At 76.1% G+C, this 16,617-nt stretch carries 17 protein-coding genes; 14 read left to right on the top strand and 3 right to left on the bottom strand.

The window, feature by feature from the left end; translation table 11 throughout:
• Nucleotides 1–35: 35 nt before the first annotated feature.
• The 4 genes from HH311_RS26645 to HH311_RS26630 all read left to right on the top strand — a co-directional run bounded on the left by HH311_RS26645 (nucleotide 36) and on the right by HH311_RS26630 (nucleotide 4,330).
• Complete coding sequence (locus HH311_RS26645) at nucleotides 36–1,451, top strand: NYN domain-containing protein (RefSeq protein ID WP_169186735.1); 1,416 nt, start codon at nucleotides 36–38, stop codon at nucleotides 1,449–1,451.
• 108 nt (nucleotides 1,452–1,559) lie between these two features.
• The gene (locus tag HH311_RS26640) at nucleotides 1,560–1,883 is read left to right on the top strand and encodes a hypothetical protein (protein WP_169186734.1); all 324 of its coding nucleotides are present in this window, start codon (nucleotides 1,560–1,562) and stop codon (nucleotides 1,881–1,883) included.
• Nucleotides 1,884–2,048: 165 nt separating this feature from the next.
• Nucleotides 2,049–3,128 carry a C40 family peptidase gene (locus tag HH311_RS26635; RefSeq protein WP_169186733.1) on the top strand — a complete coding sequence of 360 codons (1,080 nt, stop codon included), beginning with the start codon at nucleotides 2,049–2,051 and terminating at the stop codon, nucleotides 3,126–3,128.
• Between the two features lie 26 nt (nucleotides 3,129–3,154).
• Nucleotides 3,155–4,330: a glycosyltransferase family 4 protein gene (locus tag HH311_RS26630; RefSeq protein WP_169186732.1), complete on the top strand. Its 1,176-nt coding sequence runs from the start codon at nucleotides 3,155–3,157 to the stop codon at nucleotides 4,328–4,330.
• A gap of 98 nt (nucleotides 4,331–4,428) precedes the next feature.
• Here the strand turns inward: HH311_RS26630 and HH311_RS26625 are convergent, their stop codons facing one another.
• Complete coding sequence (locus HH311_RS26625) at nucleotides 4,429–6,222, bottom strand: long-chain fatty acid--CoA ligase (RefSeq protein ID WP_169186764.1); 1,794 nt, start codon at nucleotides 6,220–6,222, stop codon at nucleotides 4,429–4,431.
• A gap of 173 nt (nucleotides 6,223–6,395) precedes the next feature.
• Between HH311_RS26625 and HH311_RS26620 the strand changes: the two genes are divergently transcribed.
• From HH311_RS26620 to HH311_RS26595, 6 genes are all read left to right on the top strand, one after another.
• Nucleotides 6,396–6,869, top strand: coding sequence for a polyketide cyclase / dehydrase and lipid transport (locus HH311_RS26620; protein ID WP_169186731.1), 474 nt, complete (start codon nucleotides 6,396–6,398; stop codon nucleotides 6,867–6,869).
• 55 nt (nucleotides 6,870–6,924) lie between these two features.
• Complete coding sequence (locus tag HH311_RS26615) at nucleotides 6,925–7,725, top strand: metallophosphoesterase (RefSeq protein WP_169186730.1); 801 nt, start codon at nucleotides 6,925–6,927, stop codon at nucleotides 7,723–7,725.
• Nucleotides 7,726–7,845: 120 nt separating this feature from the next.
• Nucleotides 7,846–8,274 carry an SRPBCC family protein gene (locus tag HH311_RS26610; protein WP_169186729.1) on the top strand — a complete coding sequence of 143 codons (429 nt, stop codon included), beginning with the start codon at nucleotides 7,846–7,848 and terminating at the stop codon, nucleotides 8,272–8,274.
• A complete protein-coding gene (locus HH311_RS26605; protein WP_169186728.1) occupies nucleotides 8,274–9,509 on the top strand; it encodes an ArsA family ATPase in 1,236 nt (411 codons plus the stop codon). The genes HH311_RS26610 and HH311_RS26605 overlap by 1 nt, the downstream gene beginning before the upstream one ends.
• Nucleotide 9,510: 1 nt before the next feature.
• Nucleotides 9,511–10,245 carry a hypothetical protein gene (locus tag HH311_RS26600; protein WP_169186727.1) on the top strand — a complete coding sequence of 245 codons (735 nt, stop codon included), beginning with the start codon at nucleotides 9,511–9,513 and terminating at the stop codon, nucleotides 10,243–10,245.
• Nucleotides 10,239–11,201 (top strand): ROK family protein, encoded by a 963-nt coding sequence (locus HH311_RS26595; protein ID WP_169186726.1) that lies wholly within the window; start codon nucleotides 10,239–10,241, stop codon nucleotides 11,199–11,201. The genes HH311_RS26600 and HH311_RS26595 overlap by 7 nt, the downstream gene beginning before the upstream one ends.
• Before the next feature lie 51 nt (nucleotides 11,202–11,252).
• On the opposite strand, the gene HH311_RS26590 is transcribed toward HH311_RS26595, so the two are convergent.
• On the bottom strand, nucleotides 11,253–11,894 hold the full coding sequence (locus tag HH311_RS26590) for a hypothetical protein (protein WP_169186725.1): 642 nt from the start codon (nucleotides 11,892–11,894) through the stop codon (nucleotides 11,253–11,255).
• A complete protein-coding gene (locus tag HH311_RS26585) occupies nucleotides 11,891–12,703 on the bottom strand; it encodes a carboxylesterase (RefSeq protein WP_169186763.1) in 813 nt (270 codons plus the stop codon). The genes HH311_RS26590 and HH311_RS26585 overlap by 4 nt, the downstream gene beginning before the upstream one ends.
• A 221-nt stretch (nucleotides 12,704–12,924) precedes the next feature.
• Between HH311_RS26585 and HH311_RS26580 the strand changes: the two genes are divergently transcribed.
• The 4 genes from HH311_RS26580 (at nucleotide 12,925) to HH311_RS26565 (ending at nucleotide 16,601) form a co-directional block, all read left to right on the top strand.
• Nucleotides 12,925–13,617: a 1-acyl-sn-glycerol-3-phosphate acyltransferase gene (locus HH311_RS26580; RefSeq protein WP_169186724.1), complete on the top strand. Its 693-nt coding sequence runs from the start codon at nucleotides 12,925–12,927 to the stop codon at nucleotides 13,615–13,617.
• Between the two features lie 39 nt (nucleotides 13,618–13,656).
• Nucleotides 13,657–14,184 (top strand): polyadenylate-specific 3'-exoribonuclease AS, encoded by a 528-nt coding sequence (locus tag HH311_RS26575; RefSeq protein ID WP_169186723.1) that lies wholly within the window; start codon nucleotides 13,657–13,659, stop codon nucleotides 14,182–14,184.
• Between the two features lie 40 nt (nucleotides 14,185–14,224).
• Nucleotides 14,225–15,178, top strand: coding sequence for an NAD(P)-dependent oxidoreductase (locus tag HH311_RS26570; protein ID WP_169186722.1), 954 nt, complete (start codon nucleotides 14,225–14,227; stop codon nucleotides 15,176–15,178).
• A gap of 94 nt (nucleotides 15,179–15,272) precedes the next feature.
• The gene (locus HH311_RS26565; protein ID WP_248304254.1) at nucleotides 15,273–16,601 is read left to right on the top strand and encodes a class II 3-deoxy-7-phosphoheptulonate synthase; all 1,329 of its coding nucleotides are present in this window, start codon (nucleotides 15,273–15,275) and stop codon (nucleotides 16,599–16,601) included.
• Nucleotides 16,602–16,617 lie beyond the last annotated feature (16 nt).

Genomic DNA, 16,617 nt, shown 5'->3' with positions numbered 1-16,617 from the left:
CCGCGAACGCGTCGCCTCGCCGCTAACCTGGGCGGATGGCGGACGGGGAGGTGGAGACGCGGGACCGTGCCGACCCCGGTCCCGGCGCCGCCACCGACGCCTCCGACGGCTCCGCCCCGGATTCGGACCCCGCCCCACCGGTCGCCCCCGCCGTCCGCGCCGCCTTGCTGGACGCGGCGCCGGAGACCGTGCGGGGGCGCGTCGCCGACCTCGTCTCGCAGGCCGTCGGCCAGATCCCCGCCGCCGACCTCCCCGCGACGGTGCGCCCCGTCGCGCGCTTCGCCCCGGCCAAGCGCGCCAAGGTCGGGGCCGCCCCGATGCTCGCGGCGCTCGGCAGCGCCGAGGGGTTCGCCGACGAGGTGGTCGCCTGGTGGCTCGAGCACCGGCCCGAGGAGTGGGCACCGCCGGTCCCCGAGCCCGTGCACGCGGCGGCCGTCGCGGTGCTCACCGGCGACGAGGGGGCGGCGCGGGAGCTGCTGCGCGACGCGGGGGAGCGCGCCGACGTCGGCCGGCTGCGGGCCGAGCGCGACGCCGCGATCACCCGCGCGGAGCGCCTGGCCGCGGACCTCGAGCGGGTCACGGCCGAGCGCGACGAGGCGGCGGCGCGGGCCGCCGAGGCGACCCCGGACCTGTCCGACGAGGTCGCCAAGCTGCGGGCCCGGCTGCGCGAGCAGGGCGTGCGGGTCCGGCGCGCCGAGGACGCCGCGGCCGAGGCCGCCGCGCGGCTGGCCGACGACCGCGGCGAGGAGCACCGCGAGCTCGCGGACCTGCGCCGCGAGCGCAGCCGGGACCGCGAGGCGCTGGCCGCCGCGGAGGCACGGGCGCGGCGGGCGACCGCCGAGCTGGAGACGGCCCGGCGCGCCGCGCACGAGGCCCGCCGCGCCGACGACGCCCGGCTCGCCCTGCTCGTCGACACCGTGGCCGGCGCCGCCGCCGGGCTTCGCCACGAGCTCGGCCTGCGCGTCGACGACCACCGCGTCGGGCCGCGGCCCGCCGAGCTCGTCGGCTCCGCCGACCGCACCCCGATGGCCCGCGTGACGGACCCCGCGACGCTCGACCGGCTGCTCGCCCTGCCCGAGGTCCACCTGCTGGTCGACGGCTACAACGTCACGAAGACCGGCTGGCCGAGCCTCTCCCTGGCCGCGCAGCGCGAGCGCCTGGTCGCCGCGGTCGCGCCCCTCGCGGCCCGGACCCAGGCCGAGACGACGCTGGTGTTCGACGGGGCCGGCATCACCGGGGTGCCCACGGCCTCGGTGCGCGGGGTCCGGGTGCTCTTCTCCGACCCGGGCGTGATCGCGGACGACCTGATCCGCCGGCTGGTCGACGCCGAGCCGGAGGGCCGACCGCTCGTGGTGGTCACCTCCGACCGGGCGGTGGTCGACTCGGTGCGCCGCCGTGGGGCGCACCCGGTGCCCTCCAGCGTCCTGCTCGACCGGCTCGCCCGGATCTGAGACCTGGGTCACATCCGGGCGACGACGGCCCCGAGGCTGTCGGACCCCCCTCCTACCGTCCGCCCCGACCGCCCCGGGAAGCGCCGGGGCCGACCGGCGGAGGCCGAGATGCTCATCGACTGCGACACGTGCGTGGTGCGCCACCAGGCCTGTGACGACTGCGTCGTCGGGGTTCTCCTGGGCACACCCGAGGTGCCGTCCCGCGTCGACGGGACGCCGACGGGAGCCGTCGCGCCGCGGGAGCCCGCCGAGCCGGGCGCCCCGCTGCCCGTCGAGTTCGGGCCCGTGGAGCGCCGGGCGCTCGAGGTGCTGGCCGACCACGGCCTCATCCCGCGCCTGCGGCTCGTGACGGCCGCCGCCGAGCCGGACGCCCCGGTCGGCGGGCGGGCGCCGACCGGCCGGGTGCCCGGCCGGCGCCGCGACGCCGGCTGACCGGCGCCGGAGGAGCGCCGTCCGGCGCGCGCCCCGTCAGGGGCAGGGGGCCGCGCGGATCGTCGGGGTGGCCGGTTCGTTACCGTCCCGGAACCTCCTCGCGGACGAGCTCCCCATCCCGGTCCGTCGAGCAGGTGTCACTGTTCGAGAAAGGGTTCCCCGCCCGTGATCCCCGGACCGGCTCCCCGGCGTGCGCGGCTGGCCACCGCGCCCGCAGTCCTCGTGCTCGTGGCCGTACTCATGGCCCTGCTCGCCGTCCTCGGGCCGGGCCTGCTGGCCCCGGCACCCGCCACGGCCGACCCGATCGTCCCGCCCAACGCCAACGACGTCGTCCGGGCCCTCGCCGACGCCAACTCCCGCGCCGAGGCCGCGAACGAGCAGGCGATGGGCGCCAAGGAGGCGCTCCCGGCCAAGCGCGCCGCGGCCGACCGCGGCGCGAAGGACGCCGCGGCCGCCCGGACCGCGGTCGACGCGGCGCACGGCCGGCTCGAGAAGGCCTACACGGCGGTCGACCAGCTCACGCGCAGCACCTACCAGGGTGGCGGCCTCGACCAGCTCGGCGCGCTGCTGTCCAGCCCCTCGCCGTCGGACTACCTCGACAAGGTCGCCCTCCTCGACACCGTCTCCGAGGCCAACCGGGCGGTGCTGCAGGGCTACCTCGACGCCTCCTCCGCCGCCGAGGCCGCCCAGCGCGACGCCGACACGCGCGCCACCGACGCCCGGCGCGCCGCCGACGACGCCGCCCGGGCGGTCACCGACGCCGCCCGCACCAAGGCGGAGGCCGACCGCGACGTCGCGGCCGCGAACGCCTCCCTGGCCCGCCTCTCACCCGCCGAGAAGGCCCAGCTGCGCAGCGGCGGGGTGACGAACTTCCCGACGAACATCGCGGGCAGCTCGTTCGCGATCGACGCCCTGCGGGCCGCCCTCACCCGGCAGGGCGCCCCCTACGTGTGGGGCGCGACCGGGCCCCGCACCTTCGACTGCTCCGGGCTGGTGCAGTGGGCCTACCGCCAGATCGGGATCGCGATGCCGCGGGTGGCCGCCGCCCAGCAGCAGGTCGGGACGCCGATCACCCCCGACCAGGCCCAGCCCGGCGACCTCGTGTTCTTCGGCGACCCGGCCTACCACGTGGGGATCTACGTGGGTGGCGGCCAGTTCCTCGAGGCGCCGCAGTCCGGCGACGTCGTCAAGGTCGCCCCGCTGCGCGGCAACATCTCGTCGATCCGGCGCATCGCGCCCGCCTGAGAAGGATCTCTGGGAGGCTGCCGGGCGTGACCGAGGTCGGCACGAGGACGCTGCTCGTCACGAACGACTTCCCGCCCCGGCCCGGCGGCATCCAGTCCTACCTGCACGAGCTGGCGGTGCGGCTCCCGCCGGGCGCGCTCACCGTGCTGGCCTCGACCTGGCCCGACGCGCACGATGCCGACGGCCGCTGCGCCCGCTTCGACGCGGCCCAGCCGTTCCCCGTGCACCGCTTCCCGACCACGGTGATGGTGCCGAGCCCGGCCGCCACCCGGCGGGCGGTCGAGCTCGCCCGCGCCGAAGGCTGCGACACCGTCTGGTTCGGTGCCGCCGCCCCGCTCGGGCTCATGGCACCGGTCCTGCGGCGCCGCGCCGACGTGTCCCGGGTGCTCGCGAGCACCCACGGCCACGAGGTCGGCTGGTCGATGCTCCCCGGCGCGCGGCAGGCGCTGCACCGCATCGGCCGCGTCGCCGACGTCGTGACCACCGTCAGCCGCTACACCCGCGGGCGGATCGCGCCGGCCCTCGGACCCGACGCGGCGCTCGAGCCGCTCCCGCCGGGGATCGACACCCGCCGGTTCGCGCCGGACCGCGGCGCGCGGGAGACGATCCGGGCGCGCCACGGGCTCGGCGACCGCCCGGTCGTGGGCTGTGTGTCCCGGCTGGTGCGTCGCAAGGGCCAGGACGTGCTCGTCCGGGCGCTGCCCGCGGTGCGCCGGCGCGTGCCGGGGGCGGCCCTGCTCGTCGCGGGGGACGGGCCCGACCGCGACCGTCTCCACCGGCTGGCCCGCGACCACGACGTCGCCGACCACGTCGTGTTCACCGGCCCCGTCGCGCACGAGGAGATTCCCGCCCACCACGCCGCCCTCGACGTCTTCGCCCTGCCCTGCCGCACGCTCGCGGGCGGGCTCGACGTCGAGGGGCTCGGGATCGTGCTGCTCGAGGCGTCGGCCTGCGGTGTCCCGGTGGTCGCCGGCCGCTCCGGCGGCGCCCCCGAGACGGTGCGCGGCGGCCCGCCCGGCACCCGGACCGGACGGCTCACCGACGGTCGCGACCCGGCCGACGTCGCCGAGGTCGTCGCGGACCTGCTCGCCGACCCGGACGCCGCGGCGACGGCGGGCGCGGCCGGCCGGCGGTGGATGCAGGCGGAGTGGACGTGGGCCTCGCGGGCCCGTCGGCTGGCCGCGCTGGCCCGTCCGGAGTAGCCCCCGAAAGCACGAACGGCCGGTTCGTGACCCGAGAAGGTCACGAACCGGCCGTTCGTGCGCCCCGGAGACGAGGCCGAGCCCGACCCCGGCGGCGCTCAGCGCTGCGCGTAGACCTGCTCGATGTCGTCGGCCCGCTGGTCGGCGATGATGTTCCGCTTGAGCTTCATCGTCGGGGTGAGCTCGCCCGAGTCCTCGGTGAAGTCCGAGGTCAGGATGCGGAACTGCCGCACCGACTCGGCCTTCGAGACCGCCGAGTTGCCGTCGTCGACCGCCGCCTGGATCTCGGCGCGCAGGTCCTCGTCGCCGGCCAGCTCCTCGGCGGTGGTGCCGGACTTGCCGTGCTCGGAGGCCCAGTCCGGCAGCGCCTCGGGGTCGAGGGTGATCAGCGCCGCGACGTAGGGCCGGTTGTCGCCGACCACGAGCGCCTGGCTGACCAGCCGGTGCGCGCGGATGCGGTCCTCGATCACCGCCGGGGCGACGTTCTTGCCGCCCGCGGTGACGATCAGCTCCTTCTTGCGGCCGGTGATCGAGAGGTAGCCGTCGTCGAGGGTGCCGATGTCGCCGGTGTGGAACCAGCCGTCGACCAGCGTCTCCTGCGTGGCCTCCTGGTTCTTCCAGTAGCCGCCGAAGACCACGTCGCCCTTGGCGATGACCTCGCCGTCGTCGGCGATCGCGACGGTGACCCCGGGCAGCGGGCGCCCGACGGTGCCGACCCGCAGCGTGTTCTCCCCGTTGGCGGTGATGGCGGCGCTGGTCTCGGTGAGGCCGTAGCCCTCGTAGATCGGGATGCCGACGCCGCGGAAGAAGTGCCCGATCCGCTGCCCGAGCGCGGAGCCGCCCGAGACCGCGCCGCGGCACTGCCCGCCGAGGGCGTCGCGCAGCTTGCCGTAGACCAGCGCGTCGAACACCGCGTGCTTGGCGCGCAGCAGCAGGCCCGGCCCCGAGCCGTCCAGCGCGGTCGAGTACTCCACCGCCGTCGCCTCGGCCAGGTCGAAGATCCGTCCCTTGCCGCCCTGGTACGCCTTCTGCTTGGCCGAGTTGTAGACCTTCTCGAAGACCCGCGGCACCGAGAGGACGAAGTCCGGCTTGAACCGGGGCAGCTCGCTCGAGAGCTTCGAGGTGTCGGCGAAGTGCCCGATGACGTAGCGGTGCTCCTGGGCGGCGATCTGCACCACCCGCGCGAAGATGTGGGCGAGCGGCAGGAAGAGCAGCGTCGAGTTCCCCGCCTGCATCAGCGAGCCGAACACCTCACCGGCGGCCCGCACCTCGAACAGCAGGTTGCGGTGGGTGATCTCGCAGCCCTTGGGGCGTCCGGTGGTGCCGGAGGTGTAGATCAGTGTCGCGAGGTCGTCGGCGCGCACCGCGGTGCGGCGGGCCTCGAGGTCGGCGTCGGACACGCCCGCGCCGGCCTCCTTCAGCGCGTCGACGGCGGGGGAGGACCCGTCGATCTGCCAGACGTGGGCGAGGTCGGGGAGCGACCCGATGACCTCGTCGAGCGTGGCGCGGTGGTCGGCGGTCTCGACGACGACGCCGCGGGCACCGGAGTTCGACAGGCACCACTCGTACTGCGAGGCCGAGGAGGTCTCGTAGATCGGCAGGCCGGCGCAGCCCGCGGCCCAGAGCGCGTAGTCGATCAGCGTCCACTCGTAGCGGGTGCGGGCGACGATGCCGACCCGGTCGCCCGGCTGCAGGCCGGCGGCGACGAACCCCTTGGCCACGGCGACGACCTCGTCGCGGAACTCACCGAACGTGACCGGGGTCCACTCCCCGCCGACGGCGCGGCGGTAGGCGATCTCGTCGGGGTGCTCGGCGGCGTTGTCCCACACCGCGTCGGTGAGTCGGTCGTCGTCGGCGACCTTCGCCGCGGCCGGCACGCTGTACTCCTGCACCCCGAACACACCCTCTCGCTCCACCGGCGTCCTCGACGACCCCCGGTGCGCGCAGCCTAGGGCGACGGCGACGGCCCGTCACTACCCCGTGGTAACCGGGCGAAACGCCCGAACGGGACGCGGCGCTCGCAGGCCCTGGTGCGGGCCGGGTGACCGTGGGGCACGCTGGTGGCGTGGCCGCCCTGGACGTGATCGACGAGACGTTCGTGCTCGCCGCGCGGGCAGACGTGGCCGCCGCGTTCGCCGACCCCGAGGCCTGGCCGCGGCTGTGGCCGGACCTCGGGCTGACGGTCTTCGCCGACCGCGGCGAGGCGGGGATCCGCTGGTCGGTCACCGGGCGCTGGGTCGGCAGCGCCGAGGTCTGGTGCGAGCCGGTGGTGCTCGGACCGGCGTCGGCGGATCCCGACGGCGGTCCCGGGAGCGGCGGCGAGGAGGGCACGCTGCTGCACTGGTTCCTGCGCGTCGATCCCGCGCCCGGACCGGAGGGGGACCCGGCCCGACGGCTGCTGCGTGGGCGCTCCGGTCCGGCCCGGGAGGCCCTGCGGCGCCAGCGCGCGGCCAAGGAGATCGCCTTCGGCCTCAAGGACGCCCTCGAGCGCGGGCGACGCCCCGGTGAGCCCGCGGTGCCCGCCGCGACCCCCGCCTGACGAGACCCCCGCCTGACGAGGCCCCCGCCTGACGACCCGGAGGACGTGCCCGACCGTGCTCGTTCATGTCGTCTCCGACATCCACGGCAACGCCACCGACCTCGCCCGCGCCGCCGAGGGCGCCGAGGGCCTGCTCGTGCTCGGCGACCTCCTCGACTTCGTCGACTACGACGAGCCGACCCAGGGGATCCTCGCCGAGCTCCTCGGGTCGGACGCCACCGTCGAGTTCGCCCGGCTGCGCGCCGAGGGCGGCCCGGGCGCGCTGCGGGAGTACACCCGGGCGCTGTGGGCCGACGTCGACGATCCGGCCGCCCAGGTCGAGGCCGCCGTGCGCCGGCGCTACGAGCAGATGTTCGCCGTGCTCGGGTCCTTCGACGTCCCCGTCTGGCTGATCCCGGGCAACGTCGACGTCCCCGAGCTGTGGCCGGAGTTCCTCGCGAAGCACCCGCAGCTGCAGGCGGTCGACGGCGAGGTGGTCGAGATCGGCGACCGGCGCGTCGGCTTCGTCGGCGGGGTGCCGCTCCCGTCGGGGGTGGAGCCGCGGGCCCGGATCTTCCGCTCCTACATGCGCGGCGCCGCCGACTACACGGCCGCCGTCGAGGCGCTCGGCCCCGTCGACGTGCTCTGCAGCCACGCGCCGCCCGCCGTCGCCGAGCTGGCCTACGACGTCGTCGCCCGCACCCACGAGCTGACGTCGCCGGCCCTGCTCGAGCACGTCCGTGCTCACCGGCCGCGGCTGGCGCTCTTCGGGCACGTGCACGCCCCGCTCACCACGAGGATGCGCATCGGCACCACCGAATGCGTCAACGTCGGACATTTCCGGCGCCGCGGCACCGCCGCCGTGGTCCGGTGGTGACCGGGATCGCGGGTCGGCCGGCCGCCGTGATCACGCGTGAGATGCGTCGCGCCACCCCTGGCGTGGCCTGGGTGACGGCGGGGACGAGCGGGACGGGACGCGACGGTAACCTTCCGCGCCATGGCGGACGAGTCGACACAGTCCATCACCATCGCGGCCGGTCCGGCGGCGGTGCTCGACGTGATCGCCGACTTCCCCTCCTACCCGGAGTGGGCGGACTCCATCACCTCGGCGAAGGTCCTCACCAACGATGACGAGGGCCGACCCGAGCAGGTCCGGTTCACCCTCGACGCCGGTCCGATCAAGGACACCTACGTGCTGGCCTACGACTGGGTCGACGACGGCGTCACCTGGGACCTGGTCTCGGGCCAGATGCAGCGCGGCCAGCGGGGGCGCTACCGCCTCGAGGGCTCCGAGGAGGAGACCACCGTGACCTACACGCTGTCGGTGGACCTGGCGGTCCCCATGCCCGGGCTGATCAAGCGCCGCGCCGAGAAGAGGATCATGGACACGGCGCTCACCGGCCTCAAGCGACGCGTGGAGAGCTAGTGCGCGTCCTGCTCTTCACCGGCAAGGGCGGGGTCGGCAAGACGACCACCGCCGCCGCGACGGCGGTGGCGCTCGCACGCTCGGGACGCAAGGTCCTGGTGCTCTCGACGGACCCGGCCCACTCGCTGGGCGACGCGTTCTCCGCCGACCTCGGCGGGGAACCGACCGAGGTCAGCACGGCCCTGCCCGGGCTGTCCGCCGCCCACGTCGACACCCGCGCGCTCGTCGACGAGGCGTGGGAGCCGTTGCGGGCGCAGCTGCGGACGCTGCTGGCGGGCGCCGGCGTCGAGGAGCTCGTCGCCGACGAGCTGACCGTCCTCCCGGGCGTCGAGGAGCTGCTGGCGCTCGAGCAGGTCCGGCGCGCGACCGAGGACGGGCCGTGGGAGGTCGTCGTCGTCGACTGCGGGCCGACGGCCGAGACGCTGCGGCTCCTCAGCCTGCCCGAGGCCGTCGGCGGCTACCTGGAGCGCCTGTTCCCGGCCCACCGCCGCGCGGTGCGCGGGGTGCTGGCCGGCCTGGCGGGCAGCGGCGCGCAGGTCGCGCGGTGGGACGCCGCGGCGGCGGCGCTCTCGCGGCTGGCCGAGCAGCTCTCCGGTCTGCGGGCCCTGCTCGCCGACCGGTCGACCACCACCATCCGGCTCGTGCTCACCCCGGAGCGGGTGGTCGCCGCCGAGACCCGCCGCACCCTGACCGCGCTCGCGCTGCACGAACTGCACGTCGACGGCGTCGTCGCCAACCGCCTCGTCCCGGACCCGGGCACCGGCCGCGGCGCCGCCGCCACCTGGATGCGCGAGCGGCGGCGCGAGCAGGACGAGGTGCTCGCCGAGCTCGAGGAGCTGACGGCGGGGATGGGCATCCCGGTGCGCACCGTGGGTCACCGGGCGGGGGAGCCGGTGGGGCCGGAGGAGCTCGCCGCCCTGGCCGACGACCTCTACGGCGACGACGACCCCCTCGAGGGCGGGTGCGCCCGCCCGCTGCTGGAGCTGCGCCGGACCGCGGGGGAGGGGACGTCGGCCGACAGCGAGTACGTGCTCGACCTGCAGGTGCCCGGGATCGGCGACGGCGACGTCGACCTCGCGCGCATCGGGGACGAGCTCGCGGTGACCGTCGCCGGACGCCGCCGCACCGTGGCGCTCCCGCCGGTGCTGCGCCGGTGCGACGTGATCGGCGCCGACCTCGACGACGACGTGCTGTCCGTCGCCTTCCGGCCCGACCCGTCCGTCTGGATGCAGTGACGTGACCGGGCCGGGGGGAGGCGAGGCCGACCGGGAGGCGCGCGAGCGGCTCTCCCGCGAGGCGCGCGCGACGGCGACGGCGCTGCTGGACTGGGTCGGCACCCGGGTCGACGGCGTCGCCACGGCGCGTCCCGACGCCGCCGCGCGGCCCCGGCAGAGCGCGGGTCCCTGCACCTGGTGCCCGGTGTGCGCGCTGATCGCGGCGGTGCGCGGGGAACAGCCGGAGCTCACCGCCCACCTCGCGGAGCAGGCCTCCGCGCTCCTGGTGGTCCTGCGCCTGCTCGTCCAGGCCCACGTCCACGAGCAGCCGGGGCACGAGCAGCCCGGGCACGAGCAGCCCGGGCACGAGCAGCCCGGGCACGGGCACGCCGGCAGCACCGGGTCCGACGCGCCGCGCCCCCCGGAGCCCGACCGCGAGGTGCCCTGGGACGTCGCCCCGCACGCGCACTTCGACCCCGAGCCGGCGGCGCCCGCGCCACCGGGTCCCGACGACGGCCCGCGGCCGGCCCCGGAACGACCCACCGGCAAGCGCGGTCCGCGCCCGAGCCCCCGCCACGGGTCCGCGGGCGCGTCCCCGGCCGGTGCGGAACCCCCGCCGCCGGCCCCCACTCCGGCCCCGGCGCCCACGACGGCGCCCGTGGCCACCGGGACCCGCACCTCGGCGAGCCCGGCGCCCACCCGTCCCACGCGCGGCGTCCAGCGGATCCCCGTCCGACGCCGGCCGCGGCCGTGCTGACCGTCGGCGTCGACGTCGGCGGCACCACGGCGAAGGCCGGCCTCGTGGACGCCGACGGGACCCTGCTCACCACCCGCGTCGCCGCCACCCCCCGCGCACCGCGCGAGCTCGACGACACCGTCGCGGGCCTCGTCGGGCACCTCGTCGGCGAGGCGCGCGCGGACGGCGCCGAGGTCGCCGCGGTCGGGCTCGCGGTGGCCGGTTTCGTCGACCCGGACCGCCGCTCGGTCTCCTTCGGCGCCCACCTGCCCTGGCGCGACGAACCCGTCGTCGCCCGCATGTCCGAGCGCCTCGAGCTGCCGGTGACCCTCGAGCACGACGCCAACGCCGCCGGGCTCGCCGAGCACCGGGTGGGGGCCGCCGCCGGCGCGCGGGTCGCGGTCCTCGTCGCGCTCGGCACCGGCATCGGCGCGGCGCTGCTCGTCGGGGGCACGGTCTTCCGGGGCGGGTTCGGCGTCGCGCCCGAGCTGGGGCACCTCGTGCTCGTGCCGGGCGGGCGCCCGTGCCCGTGCGGCAAGCGGGGCTGCTTCGAGCGCTACTGCAGCGGGACCGCCCTCGGGACCGGCGCCGACGAGCTCGTCTCCGCCGGCGAGGACTTCACGACGCTGCGGGCCTCCTGGGAGCGCGGGCTGCCGCTGACCGGCCGCGACGTGGCCCACGCCGCGGCGGCCGGCGACGCGCTCGCCCGGCGCGTGGTCGCCGACTTCGCCAGCTGGCTCGGGCGGGGGCTCGCGCTCGTCGCCGACGTGTTCGACCCCGACGTCGTCGTCATCGGCGGCGAGGTCTCCGCCTCGGCCGACCTCTTCCTCGACGACGCCGTGCGCACCTACGGCGAGGAGATCACCGGCCGGGGGCACCGGAAGCTCGCGCGGGTGCGGCCCGCGGTGCTGGGCGGGGACGCCGGCATGATCGGCGCCGCGCTCGACGCCCGCGAGAGGTGCGCTCCGCGCCCGTGAGCACTACGTGTCGCTATACCGACAGTGAGTGCTCACGAGGCCGGAGGCCACCTAGAGGACGCCCTCGTCGGGCCCCGACCCAGCGTCGTCGGACGGGCGCCGCATCCCGACCACCAGCCAGCCCAGGCCGGCCGCCATCGCCAGCAGCCCCGGCACGATGCCGAGCCCGGCGAACCCGCCGCCGACCAGGGCGGGCAGCGCGAGCAGCACCACCCCGACGACGAGGAGCAGCAGGCCGAGCAGGCTGGAGAGCCCGATGCGCGGCAGCGGCGGCGGCTCGGGCGGCACGTAGTGGTCGTGGTCGGGGGTGCCGGACGGCTCCGGGGTGACCTCGCGGCGCGGCGGCGGGGTCGGCGTGCCCGGGTCGCGGGGCCGCGCGACCGGGGGCGCCTCGGGCGGCGTCACCGGGGGCCCCGCCTCGAACAGGTCGCCGGGGCGGCGCTCCGGGTGGGCCTCCGGCTGGCCCTGCGGGGGCGTCGCGAGGCCGAGGCCCGAGGAGGGGCCGTCGTCGGGGGAGTCCGTCGAGCCGTCCGGCCAGCGCGGGGCGTCGGTGCCCGCCCACTCGGCCACGATCGCCGCGAACTCCGCGTCGACGTCCTCGGGCAGCTCGAAGCGCCGGGCGTCGGCCGGGGACCCGTCGGGGCGGCGGGGAGTCTCCGGCCGGGGGGTGTCCTCGGGGTCGGGCGAGCTCATGCGGGGTTCCCTGCGGTCGTGCCGGTGGGTGTCGGGCTGGTCGTGCCGGCGCGTGCGGCGTCGAGGCGCCGGGCGAACGCGGTGCTGCCCTCGAAGATCGTCGGGGCGTCGTGGTCGAGGGTCGCGACGTGGTAGCTGTCGTGCAGGACGACCTCGGTGACGTCGGTCGAGGAGACGCCGTCGAGCACCAGGCGGGCGTTCACGGGCTCGACGACGTGGTCGGCGGTCGAGCGGTAGAGCAGCACCGGCTGGCGCACCCGGCCGAGGTCGGCGCGGACGACGTCCCACAGCTCGGTGAGGGAGACGAAGGCCCGCAGCGGCACCCGGTCGTACGCGAGCTCGGTCACCCCCGGCTTGGCGACGTCGTTCGCGACCGCGCTCGCCCACGGCCAGAACCGGGCGAGGTGGCGGGCGAACGCGGCGTCGCGGCGCAGCGTCGTCACCGAGGGGTTGACCAGGCAGATCCCGGCGATCGCGTCGCCGTACTCCTCGGCCAGGCGCAGCGTGAGCGTGCCGCCCATCGACAGCCCGAAGACGAACACCGAGCGGCACCGCGCCGCCAGCTCGTCGACCGCGCGGGAGAGCTCGCCGTACCAGTCGGGCCAGCGGGTGGCCTGCATGTCGCGCCAGTGCGTGCCGTGGCCGGGCAGGCGCGGGCCGCGGACGGCGAAGCCCTGGGCGGCCAGGTGCTCGCCCCACGGCCGCATGCTCTGCGGGGTGCCGGTGAAGCCGTGGGAGAGGACCACGCCGATCCCGGGCTCGCCCGGGGGGTCGGCGGAGAACGGCTCCGCCCCGAGCATCACGGGCACGAGCGCCTCCAGCACCAGGGTCGTCCGGGCGCCGAGCACTCCCGCCGCCCGTCGACATCGTGGCACGTCCCACACGCGCGCGATACGGCCAGGTGCCCGAACCGGTGGTGATGTCGGCACACGGTCGCGTGAGGGGTACGACTCCACGTCGTTGTCGGCCCCGACCCGCCTGCCTACGCTGCGACATCCGGGGTCTCCGCGGGAGGCGAGGAGGGAGAACGGTGCTCTACTGGCTGATGAAGTGGGTGTTCCTCGGGCCGCTGATGCGCCTGGCGTTCCGCCCGGAGGTGCGCGGCGCGGACAACCTGCCGCGCACCGGCGGCGCGCTCGTCGCGTCGAACCACCTGGCCGTGATCGACTCCTTCGTCCTGCCGCTCATGGTGCCCCGGCGCATGGCCTTCCCGGCCAAGGCGGAGTACTTCACGACGCCGGGTCCGATCGGCACCCTGCAGCGCTGGTTCTTCACCGGCATGGGCCAGGTGCCGATCGAGCGCGGCAACGGCCGCGCCGCCCGCGCGGCGCTCGACACCGGCATCGGCGTGCTGCGCGAGGGCCGGCTCTTCGGCATCTATCCCGAGGGCACCCGCTCGCCCGACGGCCGGCTCTACAAGGGCCGCACCGGGGTGGCGCGCATGGCGCTCGAGGCACGGGTCCCGGTCGTGCCGGTGGCCATGGTCGGCACCGACCGCGCGAACCCCGTCGGCTCCCGCTTCTGGCGGCCGGTGAAGATCCGGATCGTGATCGGCGAGCCGATCGACTTCTCCCGCTACTTCGACATCCCCGACGACCGTCAGGTGGAGCGCGCCATCACCGACGAGGTCATGTACGCGCTGATGGAGCTCTCCGGGCAGGAGTACGTCGACGTGTACGCCTCCAAGGCGAAGGAGGAGGGCTCGTCGGACCGGGCCGCCTGAGCGGCACCGCGCGTACCGGGTGGGGGACAATCGGTGCCCGTGGCACGGATCTTCTACGACTGCGAGTTCATCGAGGACGGGACGACCATCGAGCTCGTCTCCCTCGGCGCCGTCGACGAGACCGGCCGGGAGTTCTACGCGGTCTCCCGCCAGTTCGACCCGCTGCGGGCCGGCCCGTGGGTGCGCAAGAACGTGCTCGACAAGCTGCCGCCGAGCTCGGACCCGGTGTGGCGCAGCCGCCTGCAGATCCGCGAGGGCTTCTACGAGTTCGTGACGGCGGGCGGCGGCGACGTCGAGCTGTGGGCGTGGAACGCGCCGTACGACCACGTCGTCATCGCCCAGCTCTGGGGTGCGATGCCCGACCTGCCGCGCGCCCTGCCCCGCTTCACCCGCGACCTGCGGCAGCGCTGGGACGACGTCGGGCGCCCCGCCCTGCCCACCCCGCCCGACGACGCCCACGACGCCCTGGCCGACGCCCGCCACAACCTGCGCAAGTGGGAGGTCATCGACGCCCGCTGGCGGGAGCTGGGCATGGCCGACGTCGAGGGGCGTGACGCCCGGCGCTGACCCCCCCGGCCGGGATCCGCCGCGTGGCAGGGTGATCGGCATGCGTATCGGGCTGGTCGGCGGTGGGTTCCCGGCGGTGCGGCGCTGCCTGGAGGCGGCGCTGGCGGAGGGCGTCGACGGGCTCGACGAGGTCGAGCTGGTGGACATCCCCCACGCGGCACCGCAGCCGGTCGACGTGCTCTCCCCGCTCGGCAGCACCATCGACGGGCCCCTCATGGACGCGTGCGGGGCCCGCTTCGTGCAGCAGTTCGGGGTCGGGGTCTCCGGGGTGGACCTCGACGCCGCCCGTGACCGGGGCATCCCCGTCGCCAACGTCCCGGGCGGCTCCTCGGGCAACGCCACCGCCGTCGCCGAGCTCGCCGTGCTCCTGCTCCTCGCGCTGCTGCGGCGCTTCGAGGAGGCACGGGCCGCCGTCGCCGAGAAGGCGGTCGGCTCGCCGATGGGGCAGCTCCTGCGGGGCCGGACGGTGGCCGTGCTCGGGACCGGCGACATCGGCGTCGAGGTGGCCCGCCGGCTCGTGGCGTTCGGGGTCCACGTCGTCGGCATCGGTCGCCGGGACGCGGCCGCCTACCCGGACGCGGCCGCCGTCGTCGGGACCCTCCGCCGCGCGGACGACCTGGCGGCGGCGCTCGCCGGGTGCGACGACCTCGTGGTCGCCTGCCCGCTGACCGAGGCGACCCGCGGGATCGTCGACGACGCGGCCCTCGGCGCGCTGCGGCCCGGCGGTCACCTGGTGAACGTCGGGCGGGGCCCGGTCGTGGACCACGGCGGCCTGCTCGCGGCGCTGCGCTCCGGCCACCTCGCCGGGGCGGGCCTCGACGTCACCTGGACCGAGCCGATCGACCCGCACGACGAGCTGCTCGCGGAGAATGTCGTCGTGACCCCGCACGTCGGTGGCATCACCGAGGAGTCGTACGCCGGGATGGCGCGCGGGTTCGTGGCGAACGTGGGGCGCTGGACGCGCGGCGAGGAGATCCACCACCGCGTCTGCTGAGGGTTCGCGGGCGGCGCCCGTAAGCTCGTGTCCCGTGTGGTCCGTCGATCTGCCCGTGGATGCCCTGCCCGGTCTGCCGCCCCTGCCCGCCGAGATGCGCGAGCGCCTGGACGCGGCGTTGTCGCGCCCGGCGTCGCAGCAGCCGGAGTGGCCCGACGCCGCGGCGGTGACGGACGTCCGCACGGTGCTCGAGCACGTCCCGCCGATCACCGTCCCGGCGGAGATCGACCGGCTGCGGACCCAGCTCGCCCAGGTCGCCCGCGGGGAGGCGTTCCTGCTGCAGGGCGGCGACTGCGCGGAGACCTTCGCCGACAACACCGAGCCGCACCTGCGCGGCAACATCCGCACGCTGCTGCAGATGGCGGTCGTGCTGACCTACGGCGCGTCGACCCCGGTCGTCAAGATCGGGCGGATCGCGGGGCAGTACGCGAAGCCGCGGTCGTCGGCGATCGACGCGTTCGGCCTGCCGTCCTACCGCGGCGACATGGTCAACTCGCTGGCGGCCAACGCCGAGCTCCGCATCCCCGACCCGGGCCGCATGATCCGCGCCTACGCCAACGCGTCCGCCGCGATGAACCTGACCCGGGCGCTGACCTCGGGCGGCATGGCCGACCTGCACGAGGTCCACGACTGGAACCGCGAGTTCGTCCGGACCTCGGCGGCCGGCGAGCGCTACGAGGCGGTGGCGGCCGAGATCGACCGGGCGCTCCGGTTCATGTCGGCCTGCGGGGTGACCGACCACTCGCTGCACTCCACCGAGATCTACGCGTCGCACGAGGCGCTGGTGCTGGACTACGAGCGGGCGCTCCTGCGGCTCGACGCGGCGAACTCGACCGACCCGCGGCTGTTCTCCCTCGGCGCGCACTTCCTGTGGATCGGGGAGCGGACCCGGGCCCTGGATGGGGCGCACGTGGCGTTCGCGGAGCTGCTGGCTAACCCGATCGGGGTCAAGATCGGGCCGTCGACCACCCCGGAGCAGGCGGTGGAGTACGTGCAGCGGCTCGACCCGCGCCAGGAGCCGGGCCGGCTGACGCTGATCTCCCGCATGGGCGCCGGGAAGGTGCGGGAGGTGCTGCCGGGGATCGTGGAGAAGGTGACCGCCTCGGGGCACCAGGTGATCTGGCAGTGCGACCCGATGCACGGCAACACCTACGAGGCCACCACCGGGTTCAAGACCCGGCACTTCGACCAGGTCGTCGACGAGGTCCAGGGCTTCTTCGAGGTCCACCACCGGCTGGGCACCCACCCCGGCGGCATCCACGTGGAGCTCACCGGCGAGAACGTCACCGAGTGCCTCGGCGGCGCGCAGGACATCTCCGACTCCGACCTGGCCGGGCGCTACGAGACCGCGTGCGACCCCCGGCTGAACACCCAGCAGTCCCTGGAGCTGGCGTTCCTCACGGCGGAGATGCTGCGACACTAGGTGGGCGGAGCCCTCG

It is taken from the genome of Actinomycetospora sp. TBRC 11914, from assembly GCF_012933465.1.
Taxonomy (GTDB): Bacteria; Actinomycetota; Actinomycetes; order Mycobacteriales; family Pseudonocardiaceae; genus Actinomycetospora.
The sequence above is the reverse complement of the archived record's forward strand: the minus strand, read 5'-3'. Positions and strand labels throughout refer to the sequence as shown.